The sequence below is a fragment of the Paeniglutamicibacter sp. GQ140 genome, assembly GCF_059759235.1.
The window spans coordinates 58,506-76,559 of record NZ_JCAXDW010000013.1 but is presented as its reverse complement, the minus strand read 5'-3'; the positions used below and the strand labels follow the sequence as shown (position 1 = coordinate 76,559).

The following is an 18,054-nucleotide window of genomic DNA, read 5'->3' as shown; positions in this document are numbered from 1 at the left end:
CATTCTCGCCCATCCGCCGCGCAGAATCTAAACGGGCGGGCACCGGCCCCGGATGCGGCCGGGCGCGTAATGCAAGTCGGGCCGAAAGGGACTAGTTGGCCCCGGGAGATATGATGGGGGCTGTTGGCCCCCGGCAAACGAACAGATCTCAACGACGAGGAAGACCGTGACTGAAGCCACGAATTTTGCCCACCTGTCCCCACGACTGTCTGTCAGCGACGCGTCACCCGACCGCAACCTGGCCCTTGAGCTGGTGCGTGCCACCGAGGCGGCGGCGATCGCCTCGAGCCCCTGGGTCGGTTTCGGCGACAAGAACGCCGCCGACGGCGCGGCCGTCGACGCCATGCGCTCGCTGCTGTCCACCGTGTCCTTCAATGGCGTGGTCGTCATCGGCGAAGGCGAAAAGGACGAAGCCCCGATGCTGTTCAATGGCGAACGCGTGGGCGACGGAACCGGCGCCGAATGCGACGTCGCCGTCGACCCGATCGACGGAACCCGCCTGACCGCCCTGGGCATCAACAACGCGCTTTCGGTCCTGGCCGTTGCCGACCGCGGTTCCATGTTCGACCCGTCCGCGGTCTTCTACATGGAAAAGCTTGTCACCGGTCCCGAGGCCGCCGAGCTGGTCGACCTGCGCCTGCCGGTCAAGCAGAACCTGCACCTGATCGCCAAGGCCAAGGGCAAGAAGATCAACCAGATCACCGTGTGCATCCTTGACCGTCCGCGCCACGCGGGCCTGGTCGAGGAGATCCGAGCCGCCGGTGCGCGCACCAAGTTCATCATGGACGGCGACGTCGCCGGCGCCATTGCCGCCACCCGCGAGGGCACCGGCGTGGATGCGCTGATGGGCATCGGCGGCACCCCCGAGGGCATCGTCACCGCCTGCGCCATCAAGTCGCTCGGCGGCATCATCCAGGGCCGCCTGTGGCCCACGGACGACGATGAGAAGCAGAAGGCCATCGACGCAGGCCACGACCTGGACCGCGTGCTGACCACCAACGACCTGGTCACCAGCGACAACTGCTACTTCGCCGCCACCGGCATCACCGACGGCGACCTGCTGCGCGGGGTGCGCTACAAGAACAACCGCATCCACACCCAGTCGATCGTGATGCGCTCGAAGTCGGGCACCATCCGCTTCGTCGAGGGCGAGCACCAGTCCGACAAGTGGGAAGCGTACACCCGCTAGAACGCCTTGCGGCCCTGCCGCAAAACGCAGCGGTGCCCGGCGGGAATCACTTCCCGCCGGGCACCGCTGCTTTTTGTCAGTCGGGGCCTATTGCACCGGCTGCGGGGTCACGGCGAAGGCGCGGCCGGCCGCGTTCGCGCTGCGCCGCGCGATGGCCGGGGCCTCGTTGGCGCCGATGAACAGCGAGTCGCCGCGGCGCAAGAGCTCGTCCCCGCGCGGGGTGTCGATGAGCACCTCGCCCTCGACGCACAGCACGATCACCGGGCCGTTGGCCGCCACCGGCACGTCCCCGCCGCCCATGTCGGCCGCATCGGCGACGGCGTCCAGCTCGATGTGCTGGAGCTGGAACTCGGCAAACGGCGGAGTGAAGACCTGCTGGCCGTACATGGTCTCGACAGGTTCCAGGCGCGGGACGCCCAGGACCTCGAAGCGGCTGACGCGCAGCAGCTCGGGCACGTCGATGTGCTTGGGCGTCAGCCCGCCGCGCAGCACGTTGTCCGAGTTGGCCATGACCTCCACGCCGAGCCCGCGGAGGTAGGCGTGCACGTTACCGGCACCCAGATAGATGGCCTGGCCGGGTTCCAGCACCACCAGGTTCAGCAGCAGCGAGACCAGCACGCCGATGTCCTCCGGGTAGTGTTCGTTGATCCGCGGCAGCTCAGCCAGCGAGGGATGTTCGGCCAGGGCCGGGTTCGCCTCGACGGCGCGCAGCGCGGCGGCACCCAGCCGACCAAGTTCCGGGGACCCGCCGAGCAGGTATTCGCAGGTCGAACGCAGCGCCTCGGCCTCGTCGGGGTTCGTGAGCAGCGAGACGATCCTGTCGCAGGTCGCGGCGGCATCTGCTTCCAGTGCGGTTCCCAGCGTGCCAAAGAGCTCGGCCGTCGCAGCGGGGGAGCGGAAGCCGCTCAGGGCAGCGAAATCGGTGAGCGCGTAGATCATTTCCGGCTTGTGCGAACCGTCCCGGTAGTTCCGGTGCGGCGCGTCGGCCGGCAGGCCGGCGGCGTTTTCCGCCGCGAACCCGGCCGCTGCCTGTTCGGCGGAGGGATGGACCTGGATGGACAGCGGCTTGCCCGCTGCCAGCAGCTTCATCAAGAACGGCAGCCGGCCGTAGGCCCCGGCCACCTCGGGGCCCAGCAGCCCCTGCGGGTCGGCGGCGATCAAACGGTCCAGGCCGATGGCCTCGCCGCCTTCCTGGCCGTCAATGGCACGCGACGGGGCGGAGGGGTGGGCGCCGAGCCACATTTCGGCCTCCGGCTTGCCGCTGGGCGTGCTTCCCAGCAACCCCGAAATGGCGCCGGTGGATCCCCAGGCATAATCACGGATGGTGTTTGTCAGGCGATACATCATTGTCCTTAGGGCTATGGGTGGCCGTGCGGCCGGGTTAGGGCACCGAGCATTCGTTGTTGTTTGCGGCGATCTTTTCCAGCAGGTCGGTGCGGCCGATCTGCTCGAGGGTGACCAGGTAGCGCTCGTCCAGCTCCGCGCCGTCGGGCTGGGCCGTGGGTGCGTCGGAGGGAGCCACGTTGATCTTGCCGGGCTCGGAATTGCGCTTGGTCCCCGAGTCGCCCGACGATTTGGACGGCGCGGAGGATTCCTTGGCCTTGGCCGATTCACTGGTCGCGGCAGGGGTCTTCTTGGGCGAGGACCCGGACTGCGCGGAGATGAGTTCCTGGATGCGCTCGTGGATCACGTCGAAGTCGGGGTAGGTGGAGAACTTGTCGCCGGCGGACCCGAAGTCGGGGGCGCCCAGGGTCAGGCGCTTGAAGGGGGTCTGGCGGGCCTTGTCGGCCAGGTTCAGGAAGGAGCCAAGCTGCTGCTGCGGGATGTCGGTCTCCACCAGCTGTTCGCCGGCATCCATGATCGAGGTGAAGCGCGTGAGCATGGTCTTGGGGCTGAACTGGGAAATCATGGCCTGCTGCAGGCATTGCTGGCGGGCGATGCGGTGGTAGTCCGTGGTGAAGTCGCGCGAGCGGGCAAACCACAGGGCCTGCTTGCCGGTGAACTTCTGCTCGCCGGGGGCGAACCAGTGGGTGTTGACCGAGGAGTTGGGCCAGTACTTGCCGTTGTAGGGAACCCAGCCGCCCGAATCCACTGTCACCCCGCCCATGGCGTTGATGAACCCGGCGAACCCGGCCATGTCGATCATCACGTAGGCCTGGACCTTCAGGCCCGTGGTGCCCTCGATGGCCTCCATAGTGGCCTGGGCCCCTGGGTTTTCGACCCCGGGGTACAGGTTGGCGTGGTTGTCGGTGGCGTTGCGGTAGATCGCGTTGAAGAGGCACTCGTCCCCGCAGTCGTACCCATTGGGGTACACCTTGCGCATGGGGGAGTCGGCGGAGAACTGGGCGTTCTGCAGGTTGCGGGGGATCGAGATCAGCAGCGACTTGCCGGTCTTGGCATCGACGGAAAGCAGCGACATCGAGTCGGTGCGCACCCCCTCGCGGTTCCCGGCCGAGTCGGCGCCGAACACCGCGATGTTGTAGCGCCCGTCGACGGGCTTGAAGGCCGGTCCGGCGGAGAAGACGCTGGAAATGGTCTCCCGGCCCTTGTTCAGCACGAAGGCGCCGTAGCCCAGGGACCCGCTGATCGCCAGGGCGAGCACCAGCAGAGTGGCGGTGAGCCCGATCCGCGCCCCGGGGGCCAGGTACCTGGGTCGGATGATCGCCAGGGTGTTCAGGAACATCAGCAGCCAGCCGGCCGCCAGGACGACCAGGAGCAGTGCTGCGCCCAGCTGCACCCAACCCTGCGCGAAGAAGCCCAGCAGCCAGTCGCGCTTGAGCAGCGCGAGGGCAAGCACCACCAGGAGCAGTGCCCAACAGGTGATGGTGACGCGCATGACGAACCCGCCCAGGGCGCGGTTCCCGGAAACCCATTGGGCGCTGCCGGGGAAGAACGTGGTCAGCAGCAGCAGGAACAGTGCGCGCTTGGAGCGCACCGGTGCGGGAGCCGAGACGGGATCCGGGAGCAGGTCGGGGTTGCGGGACGAACGGCGGGTCGGTGTCATAGGAGTCCTTAGGTGCCGGGGGTTTCGGAGGCCGCGGCGGCCCGCAGTGCGGCGCCCTTCCCGGCCGCGACCTGGCGCAGCTCGGCTGCGAAGGCAATGAGCTTTTCCTGGAGTTCGGCGGCGAGCCCGTCCGTGCCGGTGGCGAGCATGCGCACCGCCAGCAGGCCGGCGTTGCGCGCCCCGCCGATGGAGACGGTGGCGACCGGGACGCCCGCGGGCATCTGGACGATGGAGAGCAGCGAGTCCATGCCGTCGAGCGTCTTCAGCGGCACCGGAACGCCGATGACCGGCAGCGGGGTGACCGAGGCGAGCATGCCCGGCAGGTGGGCTGCGCCGCCGGCGCCGGCGATGATCACGCGGATGCCGCGGGTGTGGGCTTCCTTGCCGTAGGCGATCATGTCCTCGGGCATGCGGTGCGCGGAGACGACGTCGGCCTCGAAGGGGATGCCGAACTCGCGCAGGGCCTCGGCCGCCAGCTTCATGACGGGCCAGTCAGAGTCGGAGCCCATGACCAGGGAAACCAGGGGTGCGGGGGTGCTCACGATGTTTGTCCTTCGGTGGTGGAGGTGGTGGATGCGGGTGCCGCGGAGGGCACGCCGTCACGGATCATCGAGGCCACGGTGTTGGCGCGGGCACGCAGCGAGTCAACCGATTCGCCGGGCTCGGAGACCACGTTCACGTGCCCGATCTTGCGTCCCGGACGCACCGACTTGCCGTAGGCATGGACCTTCACCCGGGGCTCGGCGGCGAGTGCCGCGGCGAAGGCGCTGTACAGGTCCTGGTTGGCTCCGCCGAGGAAGTTCTTCATCACGGTGGTCTCGGCCAGCGCGTCGGTGGCGCCCAGCGGCAGGTCAAGGACCGCACGCAGGTGCTGTTCGAACTGGCTGGTGATTGAGCCGTTCATGGTCCAGTGCCCGGTGTTGTGCGGGCGCATGGCAAGTTCGTTGATCACGAATCCGGCGCCGGAGCCCGGGGTTTCGAAGAGCTCGGCCGCCATCACGCCGGTGACCCCGAAGGCCTCGGCGATGCGCAGGGCCGCCTCCTCGGCGGCTGCCTCGACCACCGGGTCCAGGCCGGGTGCCGGTGCAAGGACCTCGTCGCAGACGCCGTCGACCTGGATGGTGTGCACCACCGGCCAGGCCTTGGCCTCGCCTCCGGGATTGCGTGCGACCAAGGCGGAGAGCTCGCGGGTGAAGGCCACCTTGTCCTCGGCCAGCAGGGCGCCGTTGCCGAACCAATCGGCGGCGGCGCGTGCCTGGGCGGCGTCGTCGATCATGCGCACGCCCTTGCCGTCATAGCCGCCGCGCGGGGTCTTGAGGACGACGGGCCAGCCGATCCGCTCGCCGAAGGCCAGCAGTTCCTCGACGGTTTCGACGGCTGCCCATTCAGGGTTGGGAAGGCCGAGGGCCGCGATGGCCTCGCGCATCACCAGCTTGTCCTGGGCGTGGATGAGCGCCTCCGGTCGCGGCTGGACGTTCACGCCCTCCGCGATCAGCGCCCGCAGGTGCTCGTTGGGCACGTGCTCGTGGTCGAAGGTCAGCACGTCCACTCCGCGGGCAAATTCACGCAGGGCCGCCAAATCCGTATAGTCACCTACCGGGGCGGATGCAACGCTGCGCGCGGCAGAGACATCCGGGCCCTCGGCCAGGATGCGTAGTTCGATGCCGAGATTCAGGGCCTCGGGAGCCATCATTCGGGCAAGCTGGCCTCCGCCAACAACGCCAATCACTGGAAACATCACCCGCCTAGCCTACCGAACGCGCGACCTAACCTAGGGTGTCCATGGCGAGTTTGGACACCGTTGGCGGTGAACATCCAGTGAACCGCATTAGAATAGTTTGGTTGGCCGTCTGAGCAAATGACGGTTCAGCCGCACCGACTGCACCGCTAGCCCGCCATGTGGCGGTGTGGTGCATAGATACGAATCCATGGAGGATCATGCTGCAACAGATCTGGCGCAAACTCATGGGCCTGGCGTCCATGCTGTGGCGCGAAGTCGCGAAATTCGGCGTGGTCGGGGGTGTCGCGTTCATCATTGACTCCGGCATCTACCTGTGGCTGCTCGAAGGGCCCATGCATGATTCCGAGGTCAAGGCGAAGATCGTGGCCGGCGTCGTGGCGACGATGTTCTCGTGGGTGGCCAACCGCTACTGGACCTTCCGCCACCGCCGCCAGGCGAACGTGGTCCGCGAGCTCGTGATGTTCCTCATTATGAACGCCATCGGGCTGGGAATCGCCGCGGCCTGCGTGTTTGTCACCAAGTACTGGATCGGCCTGACCGACACCACCAGCGTGTTCATCGCAGGCTCCGTGGTCGGACTGGTGCTGGGCACCATCTTCCGGTTCTTCGCCTACCGCTTCTGGGTCTTTGGCGCGGAAATGGACGCCGAAGAGGAATTCGCGCACGACCGCGAACTGCTGCGCGTCGGCCCCGAGCCCGTTGCGGCCGAGCGCAGGGCCGCAGGTCCGGAGCAGATGGCCGACCCGGCCCCGGACGGCCCGGCCTAAGGGCCCTAGGCGCTGGCTGTTGAATGCTTGTCGCCCCGGCATGTGCCCCCGTTTCCCGCTTCACCCACGGGTGAAAGGAACCCAGGGAACGTGTCGGGGCTTTTTCGTGCCCGCGGGGCGGGCGGAAGGGGAGGCGCCGCCTAGGACTCCTGGTCCAGGCGCGTCACCACGCGTTCACCCTCGAGCAGGGACTTGCTGATCTCCAGGCCCTCCTCCACCAGTACCACCGGGTACCCGCCGCTCCACAGCGACACCAGTGCCGGAAGAATGCGTTCGAGCGGCCACGCGGTGCTCAGAAGCGTGGTTCCGGCGGCCTCGGGCAGTGCGCCCGGGGCAAAGAGCTGGGTGTAGCCAAGCGTGGCGGCAGCGGAGTGCAGTGCGGTGGCAGCGGTGTCGATGGGGGAGCAGTTGAACGAGTCGGCGTAGGAGCGGACCTCGGAAGCGTAGTCGGTGGCACCCACCGGCAGGGGGCCGCCGAAGGCCATGGCCAGTGCCGGCAGGGGGACGGCGATGACCTCGACCGAGCCGTTGACTGCTAAGGTTTGCGGGTCGGCGGTAATGAATACGTCGACATCCCCGGGGTCCGTTCCGGGGGCCACACAGCGCACCTCGGCACCCAGGTGCCAGCAGGCCAGTGCCAGTGCCGCGGACTTCCAATGGCCGGGCATGTCGGTGGCGACAACGCTGCCCGGGGCTAAATCAAATTCTTCGTGCAAAAGATTTGCGCTCTTGGCGACCCAGTTGTCAAACACCCGACCACTGAGTTCCACGCGCTCCCCGCTTTTGGCATACCAGGTCAAATATGGGTGGGTGGAGTGGCGCACCGGAGCCAGTAGGGATTCGACGGGAGATAACGAGTTGGTATCAATGGTCATGTGAAGCTCCTTGTCAAGCCTGTGAATTCCCCGGGAATCCGCGGGCGGGCATATTTCTGTACGATCACGGCGAAGTCTCGGGCGTGGCGTGACTCTAAATCTACGACATGTGTGGCTAAAATCGACGACCGCACTTGACGCGACCGGAGTTACACCAGTGTAATTAGATAGTGCACCGTCACGGAGAGGGAAATTGTCTCGCGACGGCTTTTTATTGAGAGGCCGCCGACGTCGCTCTTTTAGGGTCATTTATAGGTATCTAGTTCGTAACGGCGGAAGGTTAGTAAACCATGGGGAACGTGGATCGAAGCTTCAACGAAGCCGCAACGACGGCACCTACGCCAAATTACAGCGGGTCCCGGGATGTGCCGGCCGACTGGTTTGTGGACCCGGCCGAGACCGGCCGGGAGCAGGACGCCGATCGCTCGCAGGTTCTGACCCCGGCGGAGGAGACAGCGGCATTCCTGTTGGCGCACGACGCCGCCAACGACCTGGCCGCGGACCCGACTCCTTCATGGGCACCGAGCATGGACGCCATGCTGGACGGCAAGAGTCCCGCACAGGCCATCTGGATCGGCCTGGGGGCCGAGGACGAGGACGGCGAGCTGGGCTGGCAGTCCGAGGCACTGTGCGCGCAGACCGACCCCGAGGCGTTCTTCCCCGAAAAGGGCGGTTCCACCCGGGACGCCAAGCGCGTGTGCGGTGCGTGCAATGTGCGCTCCGAATGCCTCGAATATGCACTGACCAATGACGAGCGGTTCGGAATTTGGGGCGGACTGTCCGAGCGCGAACGCCGTCGCTTGCGGAAAAGAGCAGTCTAATTCTCCCCACGATCCACGTCACCGCCATTGTGGCTGCCCACAATGGCGCCGCTTTTTTACCCCGGACGCTGGCCGCGCTGCGCGACCAAACGCGACTGATCGACCGCTTTGTCGGCGTCGACGCGTCGTCCACCGACGGTTCCGCGGACCTCTTGCGCAAGCACCTGCCCTCCGACTCCACGCTTCTGGAGGTTCCCGAGCACAGCTTCGGGCAATCGGTGATGGCCGCCGTGCAATCCCTCGGGAAGCCCCGACCAGGCCGCACCGAATGGCTCTGGCTCATCCACGACGATTCGGTTCCCGAACTCAACGCCCTGGAAAAGCTGCTCACCGTGGTCGAGGCCACCGAATCGGTGACCATTGCCGGGTGCAAGCAACTTGACCTTGACTCCCCGCGCCGCCTGCTGGACGTGGGCCTGGGGGTGAACAAGTACGCCGAACGGCTGACGCTGATCGAGATCGACGAGGTCGACCAGGGCCAGTACGACGCCCGCACCGACTCCTTCGCCGTGACCAGCGCCGGCATGTTGATCCGCCGCGACGTCTTTGAGGCCCTGGAGGGTTTCGACCCGGCGCTGCCGGGGCTGGGCGACGACATGGACCTGTGCTGGCGCAACCGCCTCATGGGCAACCGCGTGGTCATTGTGCCCGCGGCCAAGATCCACCACAAGGCCGCGGTGGTGCGCGCCGTGGCCGGACCGGCGGAAACCCGCCGCGCCGAGGTGTTCATGCGCCTCAAGCATGCCCCTGCCTGGGCCATCCCCTTCCTGGTGGTCGGGGCGGTGCTGGGCGGGATCTACCGCTTCCTCCTCTCGGTGCTGGCCAAGGACCCGGCCTACGCCTTTGGCCAGCTGGGCGCCACCTTCAGGGCCGTGGGCAAGCCCGTGAAACTTTCCAGGTCCCGTGCCACGGCCGCAGCCACCCGCCGGGTCCCGCGCAAATCGATCTCCCGGCTGCTCACCGACCAGGACCTGGTGCGCGAACACCGCAAGAACATGCTCGACTCGCTCGACGGCGAAAGCGTCTACGGGGACGGCACCGGAGCCACCGCCACCCAGGACCCCAGCGGGGATGCCCGCAACGACTTCGCCGCGCTGGCGGCACCCAACCGGACCTCGGCCTTCGTCAGCGCCATCATCGCCGTGCTGGCCACCCTGGCCGTATCGCTGGTGGGGCTGCGCGCCTTGTTCGGCGCCGGCGCCGTGGCCGGCGGGGCGATGCTCCCGATCTCCGCCAAACCCTCCGAGATCTTCGCCAACGCCACCTCGTGGTGGGCCAACCTCGGGGCGGGCAGCCCGGCAGGCGGGGATCCCATCGACTACCTGTATTGGCTGGCGTCGCTGGCCGGCGGCGGAAACGCCAACGCCGTGGCCGTGGTGCTGACCCTGCTGGCGATGCCGCTGGCCGCGCTGGGGGCCTGGCTGGGCCTGGCCGCAGTCACCCGCTCGCGCGCCGCACGCATGCTCGGCGCCCTGCTCTGGGGACTGGCCCCGTCGCTGCAGGACTCCCTGGCTTCCGGGCGTACCGGCAGCGTGCTGGTGCACGTGCTGGCACCGCTCTTCCTGCTGGCCCTGCTGCGCTCGGTCGGCGCCGGCGTCGACTTCCGGGCCGGCCGCGGGCGGGCCTCGCGCCCGGGCGTCGGGGCCGTTCCGTCCTGGACGGCCGCTGCAGCCGCGGCCCTGCTGTTGGTCCCCATCTCCGCGGGGTCCCCGGCCGCCGGGCTGGTCCTGGTCCTGCTGATCCTCCTCGCGGCGATCGTGCTGCGTTCGCGGGCCAAGACGCTGTGGTGGGTGCCGCTGCCGATGCTGGTCTTCCACCTGCCCCTGGTCGTTGCCTCGCTGGGCAACCCGCGCGTGCTGCTCACCGATCCGGGACTTGCCCTGCCCTTTGCCCCGGCTCCGCTGTGGGCCCAGGGACTTGGCTTCCCCACCGCCTTTGACCCGCTGGGCACCCCCGCCGGATTCGGATTCCTGCCCGCCGGGCCCTGGGCTCTGGTGCTGGTGCTGCTGGTCGGGGCCCCGCTGCTTGGCTTCGCGCTCACCGGCCTCTTTGCCGGGGCGCGGAGCGGCTCGACCCCGCTGGCCCGCACGCTCTGGCTGGGCGGGGTGCTGATGCTCGCCGCCGGGTACGGCGCCTCGCTGGTGCCCTCCGCCGTGGCCGGGGACAGCTTCGTTGCCGCGTTCAACGGCCCCTTCGTTTCCTTCTTTGTCCTGGCGCTGCTCTTCGCCGCGGGCCTGGGGATCTCCGTGTTCCGCGGCGAGCGGGAGCCGCTGGCCCCCGGCGTGCCGGGTGCACGCCGCGTTGCCACCGGCACGCTGGCCTGGGCCTCGGCACTGCTGGGCGTTTCGGTCCTGGTGGCGGGCGGCAGCTGGATCGCCGCGCAGGTCCCGGCACCTGCCGGGGCGGCCGCGCAAACCGACCTGGGCGCGACCAGCGCCCTGCGGCCCGTGTCCGCCCGGACCCTGCCGGCCACTGCGGCTGACCGCGGGCTGGGTGCCTATGAGGACCGCACGCTGGTGCTGGCCCAGAACGGCGACGGGGCGGTGAGCGCGGCACTGATGAACGGTGCCGGCACCACCGCCGACTCCCTGTCCCAGACGGCGTCGGCAAACCGGGTCGTCGGCAACCTGCTGGCCCCGGCGCTGCGCGAATCCGATGACGCCGAGCGGCTCATCGAACAGACCGTGGCCACCCTCGTCTCCGACTCCGCGCTGGACCCGCGCGAGGAACTCGCGGCGCTCGGCACCGGTTTCGTGGTGCTGCAGGATTCCCGGGCGACGGCCTCGGCACTGGTCGCGCGCCTGGACGCGGTGCCGGGCCTGGTTTCCGTGGGACAGACCGAGTCCGGGTGGCTGTGGCGCGTGGAACCGCGGGCCGCGATCCCGGGCGTGGACAACGCCACCGACTCCACCTCCCGCGTGCGCATCGTGGCGGGGGACAAGACCGTGGCATTGCTGCCCTCGCACCGGGGGGAGGTCTCCGGGGCGCGCATCGAGCCCGGCGAGGCCGGCCGCGTGCTGGCCATGGCCGAGCGCGCCGATGCCGGCTGGAGCGCAACCCTTGACGGGGTGCCGCTCAAGAGCCTGGCCGTGGGCGCCGATGCCGGACAGGCCGAAGACGCCACCGGCACCGGTGTCGAGACAGCGCAATGGGCGCAGGGCTTTGAACTGGGTGCCGCCGGCGGCACCCTGGAACTGCACTACCACAGCCCCTACAAGGTGCCCGTGGCCATCGCCCAGCTGGTGGTGCTGCTGCTGGCCCTGCTGCTGGTCATTCCCATCCCGCGCAGCCGCCGCTTTGCCGCGCGCCGCCTGGACGAATACCGCACCCGCGGCAACGCCGAAAGCATCGACGAGCTCGACCGCGGAAACCGTCTCGCGGACGCCAAGGAGAAGAAGTGAAAAACGATTCCCGCAAGGCACGACGAGAATCTGAACGCGTAGCCCAGGCCGCCCGCGAAGCCGCGGGACTGGCCCCGGGGACGGCACTTCCCCCGGCGGGGGAGCAGGTCCCCGGCCCTGTGTCCGCCGCGCCACAGGCCGTGGCACCCGGTCCGACGGACCCCTCCGCCGGGTCTGCCGCCCCGTCCGCGCCCGCAGACCCGGCGGAACCCGCCGCGGCCGCAGGGGCGGAGAACGAAGCAAAGGCCGAACCCGCGGCCCGCGCCGGAAGCCGACGCACCAAGGGACGCGGCAGGGCGCTGGGCGTGCTGGGCTCGGTCGGGGTGCTGTGCCTGGGCGCCGCGGCCATCGCCGCCGGATCGGTGTTCCCGCCGGCCACCGCCGCCACCGGTACCGACATCGCCGTCACGTCGCTGCCCGCGGGAGACGCGCTGGCAAGCTGCCCGTCGACCATGAAGCTGTTCACCGGCGCCGGATCCGGGGTCGACCCGGAATTCGCCCCGGCATCCAAGAACGCCAGGACCGCGGTGCGCGCCGCGGTGCTCTCCGATTCCGCCGGCCGCATCCCCGGGACCGAAATGCTCAGGAACGATGCGGGCGTCGAAAAGACCATCGCCCCGCGCCTGCCCGCCGCCGAGGCCGAGCGGGCCACCGGTGCCGGCGCGGACGGAACCTCCGAGCGCAAGGGCGCCCCGGGGCCGGTGACCAACTACGCCGAGTCGCTCACGGTGCACTCCCAGCCGCTGGGCGGGGTCCAGTCCCTGGTCTCCGCCGTGCGGACCTACTCCGCCGCGGACGGCGACCTGGCCGGGCTCGCGGCCGCCGGCTGCACCCCGCCGACCTCCGAATCCTGGCTCACCGGGGCGGTGACCACGCCCGGCTCCACCGCGGTGCTGAACCTGGTGAACCCCTCGGCCTCCGTCGCCCAGGTGCGCGTTGACCTGCGCGGTGCCGACGGCATGGTCTCCGCACCCAGCCTCTCCGCGCTCGCGGTGGCCCCTGGGGAGTCGAAATCCGTCATCCTGGCCGGCTACGCCCCCAACGAAAAGGCGCTCTCGGCCAAGGTCACCTCCTCCGGCGGGCGCATCAACGCCACCATCCAGCAAAGCACGCTGCGCGGGCTGGTCCCGGGCGGCCTTGACTACCTGGGGGCGGCAGCCACCGCCAACAACACCCAGGTGATTCCCGGGGTCGCGATCCTGGACCCGAAGCTCGCCGGGGCGCTGGGCAAGCCCGCCGCCAACGCCGATGCCGCCGCCGAGGTGGTGCTGGCGGCCACCTCCGCCGAGGGGGCCACCGTCAAGGTGCGCGCGCTGGGGCCGGCCGGCGAGGTCCCGATCCCCGGCGGCGGGGAAGTGGTGGTGGCCTCCAACGCCACCGCACGCATGCCGCTGGGCGGGCTTCCGGCCGGGAACTACACCATCGTCGTCGAGGGCGACTCGGCGGTGAGCGCAAGCGTGAAAATGGTGCGCGGCACCAAGGCCAACGAGCCCATCGACCTGGCCTGGGCCGGTGCCGCCAACCGGCTGGGCAGCGAGCACCTGCTGGTGCTTCCGGCCCAGGGCCGGGCCACGGTGGTGCTCAATGCCCCGGAGGACACCGCCAAGGTTTCGGTGCGTTCGATGGGCGCCAACGGCAGGCTTTCGGCGGCGCGCACGGTCGAGTTGGCCGGCGGCAAGTCGGTCGCGCTGACAGCCTCCGACTTCGGCGCCGGGGCCACCGCCCTGGTGCTCTCGGCCACCGGCGCCCCCAGCTACGCCGCAGCAGTGCTCCATGACGGCGCCTTTGGCGTCGCCGCGGTAAAGGTCAGCGACGCGGCCCTGGGACGCGAGGGCGTCCAGGTCGTGCTGCGCGACTAGTCGTTCGGGCCGGTGCCCCAGACCCCGTATTCGGGGTCAATTGACTGCGGGTCCATGGCCCACAGGTCCGCCAATTGCTCCACGATCGACATGTGCACCAGCTCCGGCAGCAGGTCGGGGCCGCGGACGCACGCCTCCTCGATGGGGCGGCGGTAGAGCGTGATGCGGTCGGGGCGCCCGGGGCGCGCCGAGCGGTTGGTCGCCCATGGCACCCGGGTCCCGGCGGCCTGCGCCCGGGCCAGCACCTTCGCATTGGGGACCAGCATGATGCGGAAGTCGATGGCCGTCACACGGTCGCCCCAGCGGTCGGCCAGGCGTTCGGCGGACTCCACCAGGAGGTCCTCGAAGCGCTCTGCGCGGGTCCGCGCCCCGGGCAGCGGCGCCATGATCATCGGGCCGCGCCGGCCGCGTCCGTGCCGGTTGCGCTTGCGGGCCGCGAAGCCCCGGGTTTCCCCGCTCTGCAGCGAGGCCGGATCGCGCCCGTCCAAATCGATCGACAGTTTTCCGGACATAGTATCTAGCCTATGCCACCTTGGGCCCGTGGGATCCGCCTGCCGCTCGGCGGTGCGCCGCCGTGCCGCCGCCTGGCTGCGGTAGTCTGTGTAACCGTGGGATCATCCAGACTTTGTTCACGTTCGGCGTGCCGCCAGCCGGCCATCGCCACCCTGACCTATGTGTACGCCGACTCGACGGCGGTGCTCGGTCCCTTGGCGACCTTCGCGGAACCGCATTGCTACGATCTGTGCACCCTCCACGCCCAACGCCTGACGGTGCCGCTGGGCTGGGAAGTCATGCGCCTGGCGCTGCCGGAACAGGGGCGGTTGCGCAACGACGACCTGTACGCGCTGGCCAATGCGGTGCGTGAAAACGACGCCCAGCCCGCGCCCGCGCCGGCCCCCGAGGTCCCGGCGCCCCGCACCTCCCCGCCGGCCATCGAACCGGGCCCCGGGCAGGGCATGACGCGGCGGCACCTGCGGGTGCTGCGCGAAGGGAACCAAGAGCCCTAAACTGGGTTCCATGTCGAATCTTTCAACCCAACTCACTGCCCAGCTCCGCTGCCCCGTCACCGGCTCCGCCCTCGTCCAGCACGGGGACACGCTGGTGTCCACCGGCACCGGGGCCAACGGGGAAACCTACAGCTACGACATCGTCGAGGGAATCCCGGTCATGCTGGCCCCCGAGGCCACCGTGATCCCCGCCAGGGCCCAAGGCTAGGCACAGCCGCGATGGGCATCGACCACCGGGTCGCGGACCTGTCCCTGCACGAGGCCGGCCGCCACCAGATCCGGCTTGCCGAGCACGAGATGCCGGGATTGATGTCGCTGCGCGCGCAGTACGCCGCGGCGCGGCCGCTGGCCGGTGCCCGCATCGCCGGTTCCCTGCACATGACGGTGCAGACCGCGGTGCTCATCGAAACGCTGGTGGCCCTGGGCGCGCAGGTGCGCTGGGCCTCCTGCAACATCTTTTCCACCCAGGACGAGGCCGCCGCGGCCGTGGTCGTGGGCGCCGGCACCCCGGAAAACCCCGCAGGGGTCCCGGTGTTCGCCTGGAAGAACGAGTCGCTGGCGGACTACTGGTGGACCGCCGAACAGATCCTTTCGTGGCCGGGGGCCGGGCAGGACCCGGGGCTTGGTCCGAACATGATCCTGGACGACGGCGGGGACGCCACCATGCTGGTGCACCTGGGCGTGCAGTTCGAGGCCGCCGGGGCAGTGCCCGGCCCCGAGGCCGCGACAAGCCACGAGCACTCCATCGTGCTGGAGACCCTGCGCGCCTCCCTGGCCCGGGACCCGGAAAAGTTCACCCGCATCGCCGCGAGGATCAAGGGCGTCAGCGAGGAAACCACCACCGGGGTGATGCGGCTGAACCAGATGGCTACCGCGGGCACCCTGCTCTTCCCGGCGATCAACGTCAACGACTCGGTGACCAAGTCCAAGTTCGACAACAGGTACGGCATCCGCCACTCGCTGCCCGACGGGATCATGCGCGCCACCGATGTGCTCATCGGCGGCAAGGTCGTGGTGGTGTGCGGCTACGGGGATGTGGGCAAGGGCGCCGCCGAGGCCATGCGCGGCCAGGGCGCCCGGGTCATCGTCACCGAGATCGACCCGATCTGCGCGCTGCAGGCGGCCATGGACGGCTACCAGGTAGCCCGCCTGGAAACCGTCCTGGAACAAGGCGACATCTTCGTGACCACCACCGGCGGCAGGGACATCATCACCGCCGCACACATGCAGGGTATGAAGAACAAGGCTATCGTGGGCAACGTCGGGCACTTCGACAACGAGATCGACATGGCCGGGCTCGCGAAGGTCCCCGGCGTTCGAAAGGTCGAGATCAAGGCGCAGGTGCACGAGTGGACCTTCGAGGCCGGAACCGCGGGGGAGCGCTCCGTCATCGTGCTCTCCGAGGGCCGGCTGCTGAACCTGGGCAACGCCACCGGCCACCCCTCCTTCGTGATGTCCAGTTCCTTCACCAACCAGGTGATCGCGCAGATCGAGCTGTTCACCAAGGCCGGCACCGGCGAATACGCCACCTCGGTCCACGTGCTGCCCAAGATCCTTGACGAGAAGGTCGCGCGGCTGCACCTGGACGCGCTGGGCGTGGAATTGACCGAGCTGTCGGAGGAGCAGGCCCGCTACCTGGGCCTTGACGCTGCGGGCCCGTACAAGCCGGAAATGTACCGCTACTAGCCTCCCCCGGGGGCCGGCGCCGAGGCGCCGCCGGCACCCCGCCCCAGGGGCCGGAGCCCGCCCGCGCGTCTCGGGACCGACACGCGGAGCGAAAACGCGCTGGTGGGCCCCGGGTGAACCCTCGGCTCGATAGGCTGGGGACTGTGTTTGGCAGTGGGCGCTGGCGGCCCGCCGTGCCCCGCACCGCAAGCGCACCGCATGTCAGAGTTTTGAGGGAGAAGCATGGCTGAGCAGGACGAACCGCAGACCGGCAAGCCGGGAACTCCGGCCACCGCACCGGCGGTGCCCGGTGCCGGGGCCAAGACGGATTCGGCTCCCGGCCCATTGAGCGCTGCCGCCGCGTCGGCCGCCGCCAAGATCGAGGCCTCGCTGATTGCCTCCCGGGCGGCCGCTGCGCAGAAGGCAGCCGAGGCGAAGGCCGTGAAGCCTGCCGCGACGACCGGGCCCGCACCGGCGGGAGCACCGGCCAAGCCGGCACAGGCCCCGGCCGCAACCACAACGACGGCCCCGGCCAAGGCCGACCCCGCGCCGCCGAAGCCCGCCGACACGGCGAAGACAGCCCCGGCGCCTGCTTCGTCCGCCGAGGCGGGCGGCGCGAAGGACGTCCCGGCCAAGCCCGCGGCGCAGCCCAAGGCGGAGGAACCCGAGGAGGTCGAGGACATCATCGCCAAGATCCCGGTGGAACCACATGCCGAAACCACCAAGCTCGACAAGCCGGCGGCACCGGCCGGGTCCGACGCCTCGGCCGCGCAGGACAAGACCCGTGCCATGCCGCGGCCGGTGGCCCCGGCCACGCCGCAAACCGCCTCCGCGATTGCCGAGGCGCGCAGCAGGGTCTTCGGCGCCTACACCCCGGTTCCCGAGCCGACCCCCGCGGCCCGCGAACGCCGGGCGGCCCGCGAGGCGGCCCTGGAGGCCAAGCCGCCGCTGGCCCGCACCCTGCAGGTGCTGCTGGCCATCGCCTACCCGTTCGTGCTGCTGATCCTGGCGATCCGCCTGGTCGCCAGCCCCGTCTTCCTCTGGATCGCCTACCAGCGCCCCGGCTTCCCGGCCGACGGCTTCGGGTTCACCACCGCCGACAGGCTGACCTACGGGTCCTACGGCGTGGACTTTCTGAACAACGTCGCCGACAACCGGTACCTGGGCGAGCTGCGCGATCCCAACGGCAACCCGCTCTTCCTGGGCACCGAGGTCCAGCACATGGCCGACGTCAAGCTCGTGATGTCATTCACCTACCTGGGCGGGGTCGTCCTGGGCGTCATCGCGCTCATTGCCCTGGCCTACCTGGGCAAGCGCTATGCCGGCGGCATCCGCCGCGGGCTCTTTGCCGGATCCGTGGCCACCCTGGTGTTGTTGGCCGGGCTCACGACCCTGGCGATCCTGGGCTGGGAAAGCTTCTTCACCACCTTCCACCGGATCTTCTTCGCCAACGGCACCTGGACGTTCAACTACTCCGACACGCTGATCCGCCTCTACCCGCCGCAGTTCTGGATCGACGCCGCCATCGGCATCGCCGGCCTGGTGGTCATCACCGCCCTGGTGACCCTGTTCGCCACCTGGCCCACGGCCAAGCGCCGCGAGGGCTCGCGCCTGCGCCAGGAAAAGCGGGTCTTCGGGCTGTAGCCTTCCGGTGCACCTGGTTCCCGGGTGTTTCCCGCCCCGTTCCGGGGCCGGGAAACGCCCGGGAATCGCTGTTTATGCGGC

At 69.5% G+C, this 18,054-nt stretch carries 15 protein-coding genes; 9 read left to right on the top strand and 6 right to left on the bottom strand.

Going from position 1 to position 18,054, the window contains the following annotated elements:
* The first annotated feature begins 166 nt into the window (after positions 1-166).
* Positions 167-1,189, top strand: a complete 1,023-nt coding sequence (gene glpX / locus AC6CHY_RS16440; RefSeq protein WP_217388652.1) for a class II fructose-bisphosphatase — start codon at positions 167-169, stop codon at positions 1,187-1,189.
* Between the two features lie 87 nt (positions 1,190-1,276).
* Here the strand turns inward: glpX and manA are convergent, their stop codons facing one another.
* The 4 genes from manA to AC6CHY_RS16420 are packed head-to-tail and all read right to left on the bottom strand — an operon-like array spanning position 1,277 to position 5,886.
* Positions 1,277-2,533: a mannose-6-phosphate isomerase, class I gene (manA, locus tag AC6CHY_RS16435; protein WP_217388653.1), complete on the bottom strand. Its 1,257-nt coding sequence runs from the start codon at positions 2,531-2,533 to the stop codon at positions 1,277-1,279.
* Positions 2,534-2,570: 37 nt separating this feature from the next.
* Positions 2,571-4,193, bottom strand: a complete 1,623-nt coding sequence (locus tag AC6CHY_RS16430) for an LCP family protein (RefSeq protein WP_254455973.1) — start codon at positions 4,191-4,193, stop codon at positions 2,571-2,573.
* An 8-nt stretch (positions 4,194-4,201) separates the two neighbouring features.
* Positions 4,202-4,702 carry a 5-(carboxyamino)imidazole ribonucleotide mutase gene (gene purE, locus AC6CHY_RS16425; RefSeq protein ID WP_217388737.1) on the bottom strand — a complete coding sequence of 167 codons (501 nt, stop codon included), beginning with the start codon at positions 4,700-4,702 and terminating at the stop codon, positions 4,202-4,204.
* Between the two features lie 29 nt (positions 4,703-4,731).
* Positions 4,732-5,886 (bottom strand): 5-(carboxyamino)imidazole ribonucleotide synthase, encoded by a 1,155-nt coding sequence (locus AC6CHY_RS16420; protein ID WP_254456029.1) that lies wholly within the window; start codon positions 5,884-5,886, stop codon positions 4,732-4,734.
* 245 nt (positions 5,887-6,131) lie between these two features.
* Between AC6CHY_RS16420 and AC6CHY_RS16415 the strand changes: the two genes are divergently transcribed.
* Complete coding sequence (locus AC6CHY_RS16415; RefSeq protein WP_217388655.1) at positions 6,132-6,701, top strand: GtrA family protein; 570 nt, start codon at positions 6,132-6,134, stop codon at positions 6,699-6,701.
* A 140-nt stretch (positions 6,702-6,841) separates the two neighbouring features.
* Here AC6CHY_RS16415 and AC6CHY_RS16410 read toward each other — a convergent pair whose 3' ends face one another.
* Positions 6,842-7,576 (bottom strand): TIGR03089 family protein, encoded by a 735-nt coding sequence (locus AC6CHY_RS16410; RefSeq protein ID WP_217388656.1) that lies wholly within the window; start codon positions 7,574-7,576, stop codon positions 6,842-6,844.
* 290 nt (positions 7,577-7,866) lie between these two features.
* On the opposite strand from AC6CHY_RS16410, the gene AC6CHY_RS16405 reads away from it, so the two are divergent.
* Genes AC6CHY_RS16405 through AC6CHY_RS16395 form a run of 3 tightly spaced genes read left to right on the top strand, consistent with a single transcriptional unit; the run spans position 7,867 to position 13,657 of the window.
* Positions 7,867-8,397, top strand: a complete 531-nt coding sequence (locus AC6CHY_RS16405; RefSeq protein ID WP_254455974.1) for a WhiB family transcriptional regulator — start codon at positions 7,867-7,869, stop codon at positions 8,395-8,397.
* Positions 8,398-8,426: 29 nt separating this feature from the next.
* A complete protein-coding gene (locus tag AC6CHY_RS16400) occupies positions 8,427-11,798 on the top strand; it encodes a glycosyltransferase (RefSeq protein WP_498227412.1) in 3,372 nt (1,123 codons plus the stop codon).
* A complete protein-coding gene (locus tag AC6CHY_RS16395; protein ID WP_498227411.1) occupies positions 11,795-13,657 on the top strand; it encodes a DUF5719 family protein in 1,863 nt (620 codons plus the stop codon). The genes AC6CHY_RS16400 and AC6CHY_RS16395 overlap by 4 nt, the downstream gene beginning before the upstream one ends.
* Here the strand turns inward: AC6CHY_RS16395 and AC6CHY_RS16390 are convergent.
* On the bottom strand, positions 13,654-14,169 hold the full coding sequence (locus AC6CHY_RS16390) for a metallopeptidase family protein (protein WP_217388659.1): 516 nt from the start codon (positions 14,167-14,169) through the stop codon (positions 13,654-13,656). The two genes, AC6CHY_RS16395 and AC6CHY_RS16390, sit on opposite strands and share 4 nt — an antisense overlap.
* Before the next feature lie 96 nt (positions 14,170-14,265).
* Between AC6CHY_RS16390 and AC6CHY_RS16385 the strand changes: the two genes are divergently transcribed.
* From AC6CHY_RS16385 to AC6CHY_RS16370, 4 genes are all read left to right on the top strand, one after another.
* The gene (locus AC6CHY_RS16385; protein WP_336245068.1) at positions 14,266-14,664 is read left to right on the top strand and encodes a DUF3499 domain-containing protein; all 399 of its coding nucleotides are present in this window, start codon (positions 14,266-14,268) and stop codon (positions 14,662-14,664) included.
* Positions 14,665-14,674: 10 nt separating this feature from the next.
* A complete protein-coding gene (locus AC6CHY_RS16380; protein WP_217388661.1) occupies positions 14,675-14,872 on the top strand; it encodes a Trm112 family protein in 198 nt (65 codons plus the stop codon).
* Between the two features lie 11 nt (positions 14,873-14,883).
* Positions 14,884-16,350, top strand: coding sequence for an adenosylhomocysteinase (gene ahcY, locus AC6CHY_RS16375; protein WP_498227410.1), 1,467 nt, complete (start codon positions 14,884-14,886; stop codon positions 16,348-16,350).
* A gap of 222 nt (positions 16,351-16,572) precedes the next feature.
* Positions 16,573-17,973 (top strand): TIGR01906 family membrane protein, encoded by a 1,401-nt coding sequence (locus AC6CHY_RS16370; RefSeq protein WP_498227409.1) that lies wholly within the window; start codon positions 16,573-16,575, stop codon positions 17,971-17,973.
* The last annotated feature ends 81 nt before the right edge of the window (positions 17,974-18,054 follow it).